This is a genomic window from Pseudoduganella sp. LjRoot289 (assembly GCF_964252925.1).
In the GTDB taxonomy this organism is placed as follows: Bacteria; Pseudomonadota; Gammaproteobacteria; order Burkholderiales; family Burkholderiaceae_D; genus Rugamonas.
Map to the genome: position 1 here is coordinate 2,983,932 of NZ_CAXUPN020000001.1, position 14,355 is coordinate 2,998,286.

Here is a 14,355-nt window from a genome sequence, read left to right on the forward strand (position 1 = left end):
GAACTTACGGCGCCGCGTTTTCCTTCGCCAGCGTCACCGCGGGCTTGCACAGCGGGTCATCTTTCGCGCCCGAGCAGGCGCGGGTGCGGCATTGTTCGGCGCCTTTCGAACCGAGCTGGCGGCACTGCTTGAGCCGGGACGACAGTGGTTCCGGCTGTTTGGGCGCACGCGTGGCATGGGTGTGCGCGACCAGCGCTGCCAGCAACGCGACGTCGCTGTCCGGAGCTGGCTGGGCCTGCACGGCGGGCCTGTCTTTCGGCTTGTCTTTGGGCTTGGCCGGGGCCGTGGCCTTGGCCAGCTTGGGCGCGGACGGCTTGGCCTTCGCTTCGGCGTGCGCCGTCGCATGCGTCGGCATGTTCCTGCCCTGCGCCGGCGCGCTCCCGGCCTGCGCCTTGACGGCAGGCGCGTCGGGCGCGGCGGCCAACTTGGCCGCGGGCGCACCGGCGAGCGGCGCGTTCAACATCTCGCGCAGCGACTGCTCGCGCTGCGCCGGCGTCCCATCTTCTATGGTGGCTGCCGTGCTTGCCTTGGCCGGGGCTGCCAGCGCGGCGGCGATGTCGGCACTGTTGCCCGGCGCCGTCCCGCCCGCCGCAGCTGCGGCAGCCGGAGCGGCTGCCAGGGTTGCCGCCGCTGCCACTGCCGCCGGCGCCGCTGCCGCGTCAGCCGCCACGGCAGCGCCGGCGTTATCCGGCGCGCCCTGCGTATTTGGCGCTGCGTGCACGGCCGGCGCTGCCGGCGGCTGAGCCGCCGTGTTGGCCAGCGCCAGATTCAGTTCCTCCTGCTGCACATCGAGCATCCAGACTGCCGCGCTACCCAGCAGTGCCAGTCCCAGCAGCGCCCCGCCCCACAGCAGCCCTTTGCTGCCGCGCTGCGCAGCCGGCGCGCCAGGCGCACCCTGCGCACGCGATGCGCCAGCCGGGGCCGGCTTCTTCATGGCCCCGTCCAGGTCGTTCAGGATGCTTTTGCTGGTCGTTTCCGCTTGCGGCGCGGATGACAAAAGGCTGGGCCGGGCTGCTCCCGGCCTGCGCGGCTCGTCGTGTTGCAAGGTTGACTCCTTAGTAATTTTCGCGACTTTACCCGAAACAAGAAAATCGTGACGCATAGTAGAACGGCAACAGAACGCGCCTTATTTCAATCGTGCGCGGCATTGTCAGAAACTAAATATATACTCACGGCAATGCTTTTAGGATAATTTTTTGCCCAGGCGGCGAGGTGCGGCGTGTTTGTATTGGCGGTAGCAATGTATTTCCTGCTGGCATGCCTGTTGAGCTGGCTCGTGCTCTTCCCCGCCGGGCGCGACTTGCTGATAAGTACGCTTGAGCGGGCCGGGATACGGTGGCGCCGCCGTGTGGCGGAGGTGGCGCGGCGCCAGGAACAGGGCGCGGCGGAGCTGCACCGCTCCGGCCGCGCGCAGTTGGCGGGCATGGCCGCCTACCTGCGCCGCCACTACGCGCTGTGCGCGGCCGGCCTGGCGCTGGTCTGCGTGCCGCCCATGGTGGCGCTGCTGGCCGGCAGCCGCCCGGCGCTGAAGGGCTTCGAGGCATCGACACGGGAAATCAACCCCCAGGTGGCGGGTTTGCTGGAGGGCGAGCAGCTGGTGCCGCCGCCCGCGTTGCCGCCGCTGGCGTTCACCACCGCCGAAGTGGAACTGGCCCGCCCGATGATCGCCACCGCCAGCCGCGACTGGGCCTTGCTGGACCAGGCCTACGCGCAACGCCTGCTGCTGGCGTTCCGCATCATGAAGGAGCAGCATGGATACGACATGGCGATACTGGAAGGCTACCGCAGCCCGGAACGCCAGAACAGGCTGGCCGCGCTGGGAACGAGCGTCACCAGCGCCGCCGCCTTCCAGAGCTGGCACCAGTACGGCCTGGCTGCGGATAGCGCCTTCGTCCGCGACGGCAAGCTGGTGATCAGCGAGCAGGACCCCTGGGCCATGCGCGGCTACCAGCTGTATGGCGAAGTGGCCGAATCGCTGGGCATGACCTGGGGCGGCCGCTGGAAGATGCGCGACTTCGGGCACACGGAACTGCGTGTGCCCGGCGTAATGAAACGATAGACAGGAGAACAGAATATGGCCGGGCCATTCATCTTATTAGGCGACAAGCTTTCGCACGGCGGTTCCGTGGTCGAAGCGTCCCCGCACAGCGACAGCGGCGGCGTCGGCATCGCACGCGTCGGCGACAAGGCAAGCTGCAGCAAGCACGGCTCGGTGACCATCGCCACCGGCGACGCCACCATGCTCATCGACGGCAAGCCGGCCGCGCGCCACGGCGATAAAACCAGCTGCGGCGCCACGCTGATCGCCAGCCAGCAAAACTCCAAGGACCAGGTGTAATGCAGGCTTGGATGAAAGGCGTCCTGCTGTCGTCGCTGGCGTTCGGCGGCAGCTGGTCCGGCGCCGTCTGGTACTGGCGCGACACCAACCGCATGCCCGCCACCGGCGAGCTGGCCGCCTACCTCATCGCCCTCCCGCTTGCGCTGCTGCTCGGCTACTGGCTGGCGCGCAAGACAGCGGCCGCGTGGAGCGGGCGCCAAGCCGCTTCGCCGGCGCCAGCGGCGCAGGCGTCCGGCGCCGGCGACGCAGCGGCATCGGCAATGGCAGCGGCAGCCGCCGCGCAGGCCCAGGCTGCGGCGCAATTGCGCATCGCCGCCGCGTCGTTGCGCGTCCCGCACGGTGACTCGGCTGACGCGCTGGCCGAGGCCATGGCATCCAACAAGGCCCGTCCGGATCTGGACAAGGAATTGTCCGACGACGACGGCTTCCCGGTCATGACCGCGCGCGCCGAAGGCGTCGACGAGCAGGCGATGGAACAGGAAATCAACGCCTGGCTGGCCGATAGCGGACAAGCAGCGCTGCACGCCAGGCCCGAGTTCTGGCGTGCCCTCGCGCTGGCCGCGCCGGTGATGCGCGACCTGGCCTCGTGGGCCGGCTCGCACCAGCGCTTGGCCGATCTGGCAAGCGCTAGCGACATGAGCCTTGCCGGCGCCAATGCGCGCCAGGCCGCGCAAGCGCTGAACGCCGTGCCCATGCTGCAACTCGTGGCCATGCTGCCGCAGGAATGGAATGCGCCGTCGCGCGACACCGCCGCACGCTGGCTGCGGCAGCAGCTGGTGCAAGCGGGCTGGCCGCTGGAACGCATCGCACTCAACGCGCGCACCGACCACCACCCTGGCCCCGTGCTCGCAGCGCTGCAGAGCAGCAGCGAACCGTGCGTGGCGGTGCTGCTGGCATGCGGCTCCCACATCGGCGAGCAGACGATGAACGCCTGGTCCAGCGCAGACAAGCTGTTTTCGGCCGCCCGCCCGCAAGGCGCCATTCCCGGCGAAGGGGCCGCAGGCCTGCTGCTGGCGGACGCCGCGCAAGCCGTCCTGCTGGCCCAGGGCGCGCAAGCGGCCTATGGCGAAGCCGCCGATGCGGACAGCTATCCCCTCCTGGCCGCCGTCGCCGCAGGCGCACGTTCGGACCACATCGGCCAGGCCCGCAGCGGCGAATGCGCGGTGCTCACGCAACTGGCGCGGCAAGCGTTGCGGCCGCTGCAAGCGCCGCAATCGTCCCAGCCCCAGCCCGGCGCCGCGCCTGCGCCGCAGCCGCCTGCCGATGCCGCCGCGGCAGTGCTTGCGGCACCCGCGGTGCCGCTGCTCATCGCCGACACCGGCCACGGCAGCGCGCGCGTGATGGAACTGATGGCCGCCGCCGGCGCCGTGCAGCCGCAGCTCGACGCCGCCAAAGACATCCTCGCGCTGGGCAACGCCACCGGGCAGGCCGGCTGCGTCGGCTTCCTGGCCGCCCTGGCGCTGGCCCGCCACGAATCGCAAGCACGCGACGAACCGGTGCTCTGCATCGCCAACGAAGACCCTTACCTGCGCTGCGCGGCCCTGATCCGGCCCGGAACGCCTGCATGACCTCAACCAAGACCAATATGACGACCCAACCACTCCGCCAATTCCTCACCTCGCGCACAGCCCTGCTGCTGCTCGGCTGGACCGCGCTGGCCGCCTTCCTGCTGATAGGCGCGGCGCTGCTGCAACTGCCCTACAGCGCGGCCTGGACCATCTACGCGGTGGCGCTGGCCATCGGCCTGGCGCTGTGGCTGTGGCGCCGCCAGCGCCACCAGCGCAAGTCGAACCAGCTGGGCGACATGCTGGAACAGCAGGTCAACCAGGCCGCGCCCAAGGCGGACGCGCTGCAGCGCCAGGAGACCGACGCGCTGCGCAAGCGCATGCTGGACGCCATCGCCACCATCAAGCAGTCCAAGCTGGGCCAGTTCTCCGGCAACGCCGCGCTGTACGAGCTGCCGTGGTATATGGTCATCGGCAATCCGGCGGCGGGCAAGAGCACGGCCATCGCCAGTTCCGGCCTGCAGTTCCCCTTCGCCGACAGTAAAATCGTCCAAGGCGTGGGCGGCACCCGCAACTGCGACTGGTTCTTCACCACCGACGGCATCCTGCTCGACACCGCAGGCCGTTATTCGGTGGCCGACGAGGACCGCGCCGAGTGGTTCGGCTTTCTCGACCTGCTGAAGAAATACCGCAAGAAGGCGCCGATCAACGGCGTCATCATCGCCGTCAGCGTGGCCGAACTGGCCGGCAACCGGCCCGAATTCGCCATCAACCTGGCCAAGAACCTGCGCCAGCGCGTGCAGGAAGTGACCGAGCGCCTGGCCGTCCACGCGCCGGTCTACATCGTGTTCACCAAGGCCGACCTGATCAACGGCTTCAACGAATTCTTCCAGGACAGCGAACTCGGTGAACGCGACCGCGCCTGGGGCGCCACCCTGCCCTACAGCCAGCACACCAGCAGCGCGCAAGTGCTGGACCAGTTCGACGCCCGCTTCGACGAGCTGCACGACGGCCTGAAGGACATGAGCCGCGCCAGCATGGCGCTGCAGTGGCGAGAACGCATGCCGCCCGGCGTGTTCACCTTCCCGCTAGAATTCGCCTCCATCAAAGGGCCGCTGCGCACCTTCATCGCCACGCTGTTCGAAGAAAACCCCTTCCAGTTCAAGCCCGTGTTCCGCGGCTTCTACTTCACCAGCGCGCTGCAGGAAGGCGAAGCGGTCTCCGCCTCGTCGCAGCGCGTGGCGCAGCGTTTCGACATCAAACTGCAGCCGCAGCACCACGACGACGCCCATCAGCAAAAAGGCTACTTCCTGCTCAACCTGTTCCGCCAGGTCATCTTCGCGGACAAGAACCTGGTGGCGCAATACGCCAGCCCGGCGCAGACCCGCTTGCGCTACGCGGCCTTCTTCGCCGCCACCGCCTTCGTCGGCGTGGCGCTGGCCGGCTGGAGCTGGTCCTATATGAACAACCGCCAGCTGGTGGCCAACGTGGAAGCGGACTTGCAGCAAGCGGTACGCCTGCAGGACAAGCGCTTCGACCTCCAATCGCGCTTCCAGGCCCTGGAAGTGCTGCAGGACCGCATCGAGCAGCTGGACCGCTACAGGGACAGCCGCCCGCTGTCGCTCAGCATGGGCCTCTACCAGGGCCAGACGCTGGACCGCAAGCTGCGCGAGGAATACTTCAGCGGCGTGCGCGAGGTGATGTTGCGGCCCGTGGGCCAGTCGCTGGAAGCCTTCCTGGCCGAAGTCAACGCCAGCACCGAAGCGATGCAGCCGGCGGTGCGCCCGGCCCCCGCCACGGGCGACGCCGCTGCCGCCACCGTGGCGTACGGCGCCCAGCAATTCAAGGACGCCTCGCCAGCCAACGCCGAAGACGCCTACAACGCGCTGAAAACCTATTTGATGCTGGGCGATAAATCGCGCGCCGAAGCCGGCCACCTGAGCGACCAGCTGACCCGGTTCTGGCGCGTGTGGCTGGACTCGAACCGCGGCGCCATGCCGCGCGAGCAGATGATACGCAGCGCCGAACGCATGATCTCCTTCTACCTGGCGCAAGTGAACGACACCTCGTGGCCGACCATCGACAACAAGCTGGCCCTGGTCGACCAGAACCGCGACAAGCTGCGCCGCGTGGTGCGCGGCATGCCGGCCCGGGAACGCGTGTACGCCGACGTGAAGGCGCGCGCCGCCACCCGCTATCCGTCGATGACGGTGGCCCGCATCGTCGGCGACCAGGACAAGGAACTGCTGCTGGGCAGCTACGCCATCCCCGGCAGCTTCACCCGCGAAGCCTGGGAAGGTTTCGTGCAGGACGCCTTCCGGGAAGCGGCCAACCGCGAACTGCAAAGCGCGGACTGGGTGCTCAAGACCGCCTCCAAGGACGACCTGACGCTGGAAGGCAGCCCGGAACAGATCCAGAAGTCGCTGGTGGACCTGTACAAGAACGACTACGCCAAGGAGTGGCAGAAGTTCGTGCAGGGCGTGACCGTGCGCGACCTGGACGGCTTCGAGACCGCTGCCGCGTCGATGAACCGCCTGGGCGACCCGCAAGTGTCGCCGCTGAACAAGCTGATCTCCACGGTCTACCAGCAAACCTCCTGGGACAATCCTTCGCTGCTGGACGCCGGCATGCAGCGCGCGCAGCGCGGCGTGTCCGGCTGGTTCCGCGAAACCATCCTGCGCCAGACGCCGTCGCAACTCAATGTGAACCTGGCTGCGCCCGGCGTGCAGAACGCCGCCCTGCCGCTGGGCCCGGTCGGCCGCGAATTCGCCGGCGTCGCGCGACTGGTGGTGGCCAAGGACAAGGACGCCTCGCTGATGCGCGGCTACCTGGACCAGCTGGCCAAGCTGCGCGGCCGCTTCAACCAGATCAAGAACCAGGGCGACCCCGGCCCGGGCGCCAAGCAGCTGATGCAGCAGACGCTGGACGGCAGCGGCTCCGAACTGGCCGACGCGCTGCGCTACGTGGACGAGCAGATGCTGACCGGCATGAGCGACGCACAGAAACAGGCGCTGCGCCCCATCCTCGTGCGTCCGCTGATGCAGACCTTCGCCGTCATCGTGCGTCCGACCGAAGAAGAGATCAACAAGGTCTGGACCGCGCAGGTGATCACGCCGTTCCGCCAGAACCTGGCGTTGAAGTACCCCTTCGCCACCGAATCGCGCGCCGAAGCGAGCAACGCTGAAATCGCCGAGATCTTCGGCCCGGACGGCGCCATCGCCAAGTTCTTCAACACCGCCGTCGGCCCGCTGGTGGTGCGCCGCGGCGACACGCTGAGCGCCAAGACCTGGGCCAATATGGGCATCAACCTGGCGCCCACCGTGGCCGCCAGCTTCCCCGCCTGGATAGCGCCGCTGAGCGCGGGCGGCGTCGCCAACGCGGTGGCCGCCACCCCGGGCGAGGCGCAGACCCGCTTCGACCTGCAGGCGCTGGGCTCCCAGGGCGCCACCGAGTTCACCATCGAGATCGACGGCCAGGCGCTGCGCTGGCGCGGCCAGCCGCAGCCTTGGGTGCACATGGTCTGGCCCAACCCGCAGGGCGTGCCCGGCGCGCGCATCACCGCCATCACGCCGGAAGGCCGCCCGGTAGTCCTGCTCAACGAAACCGGCCACTTCGGCCTGAAGAAGATGATAGACGCATCCGCCCGCAAGAAGAAGGAGGGCGGCGTGTTCGAGCTGACCTGGAACAGCGGCGGCGTCAACGTCACCGCCAACCTGAAAATCAACGCAACACCCGCGCCGGCGCCCGCACCGGTTCCGGTGCCGCAGCAGGCGTCCGGCTTCAAGCGCCTGCGCCTGCCGGACGCGGTGGTCGTGCCGACCATGGCCCAGATCCCGCCTGCGGGAGCCGCGCCTGCCGTGGCAGGCGCGGGCGGCGCTGCGGCGGCCGCTCCGGCGCCCGGCGCGCCCGCAGTCGGCCCGGCCGGCGTCCCGGGCACGATGCCGGGCGGGGCTACCTCGCCGGCAGGCGCACCGGCTCCGGCCGCGCCGGCGCCAGGCTCAACGCCTGCGCCGGGCGTCTCGCCCGCCGCGCCTTCGGCCCCGCCGCTACGCCCGCGCGCGCCCACAGCGCCGCCCGCCTCCACCATGGCGGCCGCTCCCGCCCCCGTATTGGAGGTGCAGCAATGAGCCGCAACGTCACCCCGACCGCCATCGGCTACTTCGGCAAGATCCCCAGCCGCGGCGACTTCGTCAAAGGCAGCGACAATCCCGCGCTCATCAAAGTGCTGGACGACTGGCTGGCCAAGGCGATGGACCTGCTCAGCGCCGACGCGCGCTGGAAACTCAGCTACGACGCGCTGGCCCCGCTGCACTTCGCCTTCGTCGGCCCTCGCCGCCGCCATGCCATCGGCGGCCACATCGTGGCCAGCAGCGACCAGTCCGCGCGCCGCTTCCCCTTCCTCATGATGAGCAGCATGGAATCGTCCGAGCCCGCGGGCTTCGTGCCGAACTCACCACTGGTGCTGAGCCGATTGTGGACACGCCTGGAAAGCCTGACCGCGGGCGTGCTGCAGGCGTCCGAGCCGACGTCCGCGCTGCAGGCCGCCGCCGCCCACATGGTGGACCTGGACCTGCGTCCCGCCGCCTACGACGCCGCCTTCAACGACTTCATGGAGCTGCAAACCATCTCGGCGCTGGACGGCATGCTGACCCAGGCCGGCTTTGCAGGCTCGGTGCGGCAAGTGCTGCTCGCGCTGGGCATGCTGCTGCAGCCGGTACTGGCCAGCAGCTCCAGCCGGCTTGAAAAAAGCCTGCTTCTGCCGCTGCCGAACGACCCCATGTACCGCAACCTGGTGGCCGCCTACTGGATGCACCTGATCACGCCCTTCCTCGCGCGCGCCGACTTCGAACTGGCGCTCTTCCTCACGCGCGTGGAGCAGCGTCCCGTGCTGGTGCTGGGCTTCAGCGGCGCCTCGGCGCATACGCTGCAGGCCATCATGGACCCGCAAGTCGGCCTGGAACACCACATCGCCTTCGACCAGCTGGACTGGGTCGAAGAGCAGGTGGACGACGACTACGCCAGCAAGAAGGCGTCGACCTATCTGTCGCAACCCAATTTGTCACTCAAATCCGCGCTCGAATCGCTGCACGCGGCATTTATCGGAAGCTGAACATGCGCCACACCGCCCTCTTATTATTGGCCCTGGCCGGCGCGGCCCAGGCCCAGGCCCAGGCCCCGGCAGGCCCCCAGCCCGGCCAGGTGCTCGCCACCGGCACCGTCGGCGACGAAGCCAGCAAGGCCGGCGTGCTGGCCAAGCTGCGCGAAGTCTACGGCGCCGACCGCGTCGTCGACCAGATCTCGGTCGGGCAAGTCGCCACGCCCGCCAACTGGAACGCCTACGTCCAGAAGCTGATCACGCCCGACCTGAAGCAGATCAGCCGTGGCCAGCTCAAGATCGACGGCAGCACCGTCACGCTGCGCGGCGAAGTCGCCAACGAAGCGCAGCGCCAGAAGCTGGCCAGCAACGTGGCGGTCAGCCTGAACCCCACCTACACGGTGAACAACGGCCTGCGCGTGTCGGCCAGCGACCAGGGCATCCTGGACAGCACGCTGGCCAACCGCATCGTCGAATTCGAAAGCGGCAAGGCCAGCCTGACACCGGCCGGCCGCGCCATCCTCGATGAAATGGCGAGCGCCTTGCTGAAGCTGAAGGGCCGCAAAGTCGACATCATCGGCCACACCGACAGCGTCGGCCTGCGCGCCACCAACCAGGGCCTGAGCCAGGCCCGCGCCGAGGCGGTGAAAGCCTATCTGGCCAGCCACGGCATCAACGGAGAGCTGCTGACCGCGTCCGGCCAGGGTCCGGACCGGCCGGTCGCCAGCAACGACAGCACCGAAGGCCGCGCGCGCAACCGCCGCATCGAATTCCGCATGGCGCAGCAATAGCCGCAGTCGAACAACGAGGAAACCATGTTTTCAGCAGAAAAAATACTAGAACCGGTCAGCGCGGACGCGCCCGGCGGCAGCGATCTGGCATTCTCCCCGGAGCTCGACGCCATCGCGCAAGCGCGCATCTTCGACGATCCCTCGCTCGACCAGGGCGAATGGGTGACCGACTTGAAGGAAGCCGACTGGGGCTTCGTCGAGCAGCGCTGCGCCGCCCTGCTTGAAACCCGCAGCAAGGATTTGCGCCTGGCCGTGTGGCTGACCGAAGCCGCAGCCAAACAGCACCAGCTGCGCGGCCTGGCCGAAGGCTTCCGCGTGCTGGCAGGCCTGTGTGTACGCTACTGGGACAACGGCCTGTTCCCGGAAGAGGACGGCGACAACGAACAGCGCATCGGCAATCTGAGCTGGATACTGGCCCGCACGCCGGCGCTGCTGCGCGCCATCCCGCTGACAGAAGGCCGGGGCAGCGCCTATTCCATGGTCGACTTCGAGACCGCCCGCAAGCTGGCTGCCAATGGAGCCAATGGAGCCAATGGTGGAAGCAATGGCAGCAACGGCAGCAATGGATACGGCGGCAACGGCGCCGGCGCGGTCGTCAGCCTGAAGCTCGCCGACCTGGAAGCGGCGCGCCGCAACAGCTCCCCGCAGTTCCGCGAAGCGCTGGCGACGGACGCCGCCGCGTGCATGGCGGCGCTGCGCGCATTCGAACAGGCAGCCGACGCGCGTCTCGGCAACGACAGCCCCGGCTTCTCTGCCGCGCGCGAAGCGCTGCAAGCGCTGATCCACGTGCTGCCGCCCAGCGCGGCCAACCACGCCATCGTTTCCGCGCAAACGTCAGAAGGAGAAGCCATGACAGAAAACGGCCATGCGGCCCACGCCCTCAACGGCGACGCCGGCCACGGCGCGCCTATGCAGCTGCTGCCATCCGGCCAGCCGGGCGCGATCCAGAACCGCACGCAAGCCGTCGCGCAACTGCGCTCTGTGGCGCAATTCTTCCGCCGCACCGAACCGCACAGCCCCGTATCCTACTTCGCCGACAAGGCCGCCGACGCCGCGGAACAGGATCTGCACAGCTGGCTGCGCTCCGTCGTCAAGGACCAGGCCTCGATGGCCCACATCGAAGAACTGCTCGGCGTGAAGGACAGGCCGCAGGACTGACGCTGCAGCGCGGCACTCAGGTCAGCCCGCCACGCTGCGCCAGCCGCTGGCGGGCCACGGCGATGTCGGCCTCGACAAGATCGCGCCACTTGTCGAAGGTATCGTCGGCGAAGGTAATCGTGGGGATGTCACGTTGCGTCAGCGTGACAGGCTGGTAGCGGCCGAAACCCGCCTCGTGCACGCCCGTCGAACCCCTGCCGGGCGCTGGATGGCTGAGATGCGAGAAGCTGGCCACGTGGCCGAAATTACCCGCCGGGTAAAGAGGATAGCGCGCCGCGTGCGACATCGGGGTGATGCCCATCAGCGCGTCGTACTGCATTTCGGCCACGGCCGGAATGCCCGGATAGCGGGCGGCAAGCGAGCGTACCAGTTTTTCGGTACCGACAAACATGTCCCCGTCGGGATTATTCTCCCAGAAGCCGCAGATATCGAGGAAATAGGCGTCGACACGGTACTTGTCCATCATGGCCGCGATCCTGCCGCGCAGATGGTCGCGCCAGCTCGGCACGGCCAGGTTCATCAGAACCATGGACGAGTCGCCCTTGCGGTCGCCGTCCCAATCGACGTAGTTGCCTAAGATGCGCTCGCCATACACATTGCGGACCTGCGCATTGGCGACCTTGGCGAATCCGGGCGCGGCTGGGTTGGCGACGTTGGAACCGAACATCAGCAGGAAACGGTAGCCGAGCTTTTGGCCTTCGCTGATGAGGCGTTTGAACGCTGCCTCCCCGCCCATGCGCGGATCGACGTCGAAGCGGGGATAGTCCCAGTAATAGCGGGCATCCCAACCGGCCAGAAACACCATCACGTTGCGCGGATCGGTCTTGGTGCTTGCCCACCGGAGGATCTCCAGTTGGCGCGCATAGTCGTTGAAGATGCGTCCGGTCCAGTGTTGTCCGTGCAGCGACAATACCAAGCCGGTGTGCTTCATCCAGTGCGGCGCATCGGCGCGCGCCTGGAACGCCGGCAGGCGGTAGGCTTGCTCGATGTGCGCAAAATGCGGCTTGACCGCCGTGTCGAAATCCGCAGCCGACGCAATGCGCCAGGTCGGCGTACGCACGTCGCCGCGCCGGTCCCAGGCTGCCATTTCCGAGATCAGCTCCACTTTATAACCGTCAGGGCCGGGCCAGAAGAAGAAGCGCGCGGGGCGCACCTCGGTTTGCAGCGCCGAGATCGCCCAGATCCGGCCATCGTTTGCTTCGAGCGCCATCAGCGGCGTCGCCATGCCATTCATCAAGTCCGGATATTCGAACACTTTCTCGCTGTCGCCGGGATTGAACCAATGGTCGGCCGCTTTCGACAGCCGGCCGCGCGGCAGATTGCGCACGATGGTTTTGATTGCCTTGACCGGCTTGCCGAACTGCGCCGACACCAGCCATTCAAACGAGCCGTCCGGCAGGCGATTCAGGTTCGCTTCGAGATAGCCGCCCACCTTCTCCTGCCCGCCGGCCCAGGTGAAGCCGCGCGCGACGAGCTTGCGCTTGTCGCCGCTGCCAGTCACACTGACCTGCGCCGGGTCGATGGCATAGGTATTCTCATAGCTCACCAGTTCGAAGGCAAACAGCATCCCGCCAAACTCGGTAGACGGTTCAGGCCACGAAAAGCCGAACTTCATTTGCCCGCCTTCCTTGGCGGGGTAATACACGCCATCGGTCGACGTGAGCAGCTTGAGGCCGGCAGGATTGGACGCGTCCGCGCCAGCCGCCAGCGCCGGTCCCGCAACGGCCAAGCCCGCCAGGCCACCGCCCATCGTTTCAAGAAAGTCCCGTCGGGTGATTGCGCAAGGCTTGGTCTGGCTCGTCATGAATGTCTTTTCTTCAGAAATACCCCTGCGGGCATGATCGGTGTTGTCGTGTCCTGGCGGCGATAGTACGCAATCGGCCGATTCAAGACCAATCACATTTTTTTCCTTATCGATATCAAAAACACGTCCGGCCATGGACGAATTGACAATGCACGTCATTCAGCAGCCTGCTGGCGGCGTGGGTCAAGCTGTCAGGGCTGAGGCGGGGGTGCGAAGGACAGAGGACTGCCCGACACCCCGCGCAGGCAAAAACTGATGATGGCGACGGCATGTTCGGACAAGCTCGGATCGTCCGGCACGGTGTCCGAGGCCAACGGACTGACCAGGCCTTCGAACAAGCAGCCAACGATACAGTCGGCAGAGGCGCGCTCGCTCTGCGCCGGAAACTCGCCGGCGCGCACGCCCTGTTCGATGATGGTCATGAACACCCTGGCCAGGGCGCGGTGATACTTGAGGCGGGCGGCTTCCACCTCCGGCTCCACCGGTTCGGCCACCAGGGCGTGGGCGAGCCGCTTTCCGCGCAGCGCGCGGTTGGCAAAGGTCCAGGCGGCGACGCCGAGACGTTCGGCGGCGCTGCCCTCGCCCATGGCAATGCCCGCCACGACGTCGACTTCACGCTGCGCCGTCAGCGCCACGACCTCGATCATCAACTGGGTCTTCGCGGGAAAGTAGCGGTACAGCGTGCCGATTGCTATCCCGGCCGCGTCGGCGACGGCTGACATCTGCACGTCCCGGAATCCGGAAGTCGCAACCAGGCGCCGTGCCGCCTTCAGTATCAGCGGGTATTTGTCCGGGCCGCGATGGCGTATGCGGGGTTTGCGGACAGCGCCAGGCACCTCCACCAGATTCGTTTCCTCTCCCACACCATCCCCTTCCAAAACCGATGCAGGATTATACACTTGGCCTACCTGGCTACTTCTTGTACACCCCGCAGGCAATGGTTAAATCACCAAGTTTTTCAACGTAGGTGGATTTTGAATCGATCAGCTTTGTCACAGGGTTCGGCCATTTGTAATCCACCCAGCCGCTCCCGCTGCCCTGGGCCAGATCGACCAGCGCCTTGATGAAGGGCTTGCCATCGGCATCCTTCAATTCCATTAATGCCTTGCCGATCAGTTTAGGATTGGCGCCATGGGACAACATGGTTCCTTTTGCATCGATCACGGCGATATACAGGTCGCGGTCGACAAAGGAACCGGCCGGTTCGTTGAATTGCTTGAAAGCCTCATCCTTTCCCTTGGCTTTCATCAGGGCCCCCGCCCGCTTCACCATCGCAACGGCCTCCTCGGCCGTGCCGTAGCCCGCCGCTTGCGCACCGACTATCTGACCGGCAAACAGGAAAACCAAAATCCTGAGTATCCATTTCATCATCGCCTCCATTTAAGTGAACCAGAATTCCACATAAACTATAGAGCGGCGCCGACCGTGTCAAGGACTATCGCGGCCCTGTTGCTATTCCGTTCATCGACCAAGCAGCATGCCCTGTCCGACCGCGCAGCTTGGCGGCATGCCCACTTCCAGGAATTCTCCACTTGACTTAAGCGAATCTGAATTCTACTATCAATTAACTAGAACTCTAATTCACTTAAGAGCCTGGTATCGGCTTGCCGCCAGAGCAAGCACTTCACCTGGAGGAGACCCGCACCATGTCTTCAGCTTCCATT

11 protein-coding genes are annotated in these 14,355 nt (G+C 66.9%); 7 read left to right on the forward strand and 4 right to left on the reverse strand.

The window, feature by feature from the left end; all coding sequences use genetic code 11:
* Positions 1-4: 4 nt before the first annotated feature.
* Complete coding sequence (locus tag ACSQ8Y_RS12525; protein WP_436266799.1) at positions 5-1,045, reverse strand: hypothetical protein; 1,041 nt, start codon at positions 1,043-1,045, stop codon at positions 5-7.
* A 195-nt stretch (positions 1,046-1,240) separates the two neighbouring features.
* On the opposite strand from ACSQ8Y_RS12525, the gene ACSQ8Y_RS12530 reads away from it, so the two are divergent.
* From ACSQ8Y_RS12530 to tssA, 7 genes are read left to right on the forward strand one after another with little or no spacing between them, the layout of a single operon-like run.
* Entirely contained in the window at positions 1,241-2,059 is an 819-nt protein-coding gene (locus ACSQ8Y_RS12530) for a M15 family metallopeptidase (RefSeq protein WP_436266800.1), read from the forward strand.
* Between the two features lie 15 nt (positions 2,060-2,074).
* On the forward strand, positions 2,075-2,338 hold the full coding sequence (locus ACSQ8Y_RS12535; protein ID WP_436266801.1) for a PAAR domain-containing protein: 264 nt from the start codon (positions 2,075-2,077) through the stop codon (positions 2,336-2,338).
* Between the two features lie 11 nt (positions 2,339-2,349).
* Positions 2,350-3,906 (forward strand): hypothetical protein, encoded by a 1,557-nt coding sequence (locus ACSQ8Y_RS12540; RefSeq protein ID WP_436266802.1) that lies wholly within the window; start codon positions 2,350-2,352, stop codon positions 3,904-3,906.
* Positions 3,903-7,970 carry a type VI secretion system membrane subunit TssM gene (tssM, locus tag ACSQ8Y_RS12545; RefSeq protein ID WP_436266803.1) on the forward strand — a complete coding sequence of 1,356 codons (4,068 nt, stop codon included), beginning with the start codon at positions 3,903-3,905 and terminating at the stop codon, positions 7,968-7,970. The genes ACSQ8Y_RS12540 and tssM overlap by 4 nt, the downstream gene beginning before the upstream one ends.
* Positions 7,967-8,953, forward strand: coding sequence for a type VI secretion system-associated protein TagF (gene tagF, locus ACSQ8Y_RS12550; RefSeq protein ID WP_436266804.1), 987 nt, complete (start codon positions 7,967-7,969; stop codon positions 8,951-8,953). The genes tssM and tagF overlap by 4 nt, the downstream gene beginning before the upstream one ends.
* A 2-nt stretch (positions 8,954-8,955) precedes the next feature.
* The gene (locus ACSQ8Y_RS12555; protein ID WP_436266805.1) at positions 8,956-9,729 is read left to right on the forward strand and encodes an OmpA family protein; all 774 of its coding nucleotides are present in this window, start codon (positions 8,956-8,958) and stop codon (positions 9,727-9,729) included.
* Between the two features lie 24 nt (positions 9,730-9,753).
* Positions 9,754-10,887, forward strand: a complete 1,134-nt coding sequence (gene tssA, locus ACSQ8Y_RS12560) for a type VI secretion system protein TssA (protein WP_436266806.1) — start codon at positions 9,754-9,756, stop codon at positions 10,885-10,887.
* Positions 10,888-10,903: 16 nt separating this feature from the next.
* Here tssA and ACSQ8Y_RS12565 read toward each other — a convergent pair whose 3' ends face one another.
* From ACSQ8Y_RS12565 to ACSQ8Y_RS12575, 3 genes are read right to left on the reverse strand one after another with little or no spacing between them, the layout of a single operon-like run.
* Positions 10,904-12,850 carry a hypothetical protein gene (locus tag ACSQ8Y_RS12565; protein WP_436266807.1) on the reverse strand — a complete coding sequence of 649 codons (1,947 nt, stop codon included), beginning with the start codon at positions 12,848-12,850 and terminating at the stop codon, positions 10,904-10,906.
* A gap of 32 nt (positions 12,851-12,882) precedes the next feature.
* Complete coding sequence (locus ACSQ8Y_RS12570; RefSeq protein ID WP_436266808.1) at positions 12,883-13,554, reverse strand: TetR/AcrR family transcriptional regulator; 672 nt, start codon at positions 13,552-13,554, stop codon at positions 12,883-12,885.
* 49 nt (positions 13,555-13,603) lie between these two features.
* Positions 13,604-14,062, reverse strand: a complete 459-nt coding sequence (locus tag ACSQ8Y_RS12575) for a cache domain-containing protein (protein WP_436266809.1) — start codon at positions 14,060-14,062, stop codon at positions 13,604-13,606.
* Between the last annotated feature and the right edge of the window lie 293 nt (positions 14,063-14,355).

Excerpts from the sequence above, each read along its gene's own strand:
- ACSQ8Y_RS12530 (WP_436266800.1), top strand. The coding sequence starts at position 1,241 with ATGTATTTCCTGCTGGCATGCCTGTTGAGCTGGCTCGTGCTCTTCCCC.
- ACSQ8Y_RS12535 (WP_436266801.1), top strand. The coding sequence starts at position 2,075 with ATGGCCGGGCCATTCATCTTATTAGGCGACAAGCTTTCGCACGGCGGT.
- ACSQ8Y_RS12540 (WP_436266802.1), top strand. The coding sequence starts at position 2,350 with ATGAAAGGCGTCCTGCTGTCGTCGCTGGCGTTCGGCGGCAGCTGGTCC.
- tssM (WP_436266803.1), top strand. The coding sequence starts at position 3,903 with ATGACCTCAACCAAGACCAATATGACGACCCAACCACTCCGCCAATTC.
- tagF (WP_436266804.1), top strand. The coding sequence starts at position 7,967 with ATGAGCCGCAACGTCACCCCGACCGCCATCGGCTACTTCGGCAAGATC.
- ACSQ8Y_RS12555 (WP_436266805.1), top strand. The coding sequence starts at position 8,956 with ATGCGCCACACCGCCCTCTTATTATTGGCCCTGGCCGGCGCGGCCCAG.
- tssA (WP_436266806.1), top strand. The coding sequence starts at position 9,754 with ATGTTTTCAGCAGAAAAAATACTAGAACCGGTCAGCGCGGACGCGCCC.
- ACSQ8Y_RS12565 (WP_436266807.1), bottom strand. The coding sequence starts at position 12,850 with ATGACGTGCATTGTCAATTCGTCCATGGCCGGACGTGTTTTTGATATC.
- ACSQ8Y_RS12575 (WP_436266809.1), bottom strand. The coding sequence starts at position 14,062 with ATGATGAAATGGATACTCAGGATTTTGGTTTTCCTGTTTGCCGGTCAG.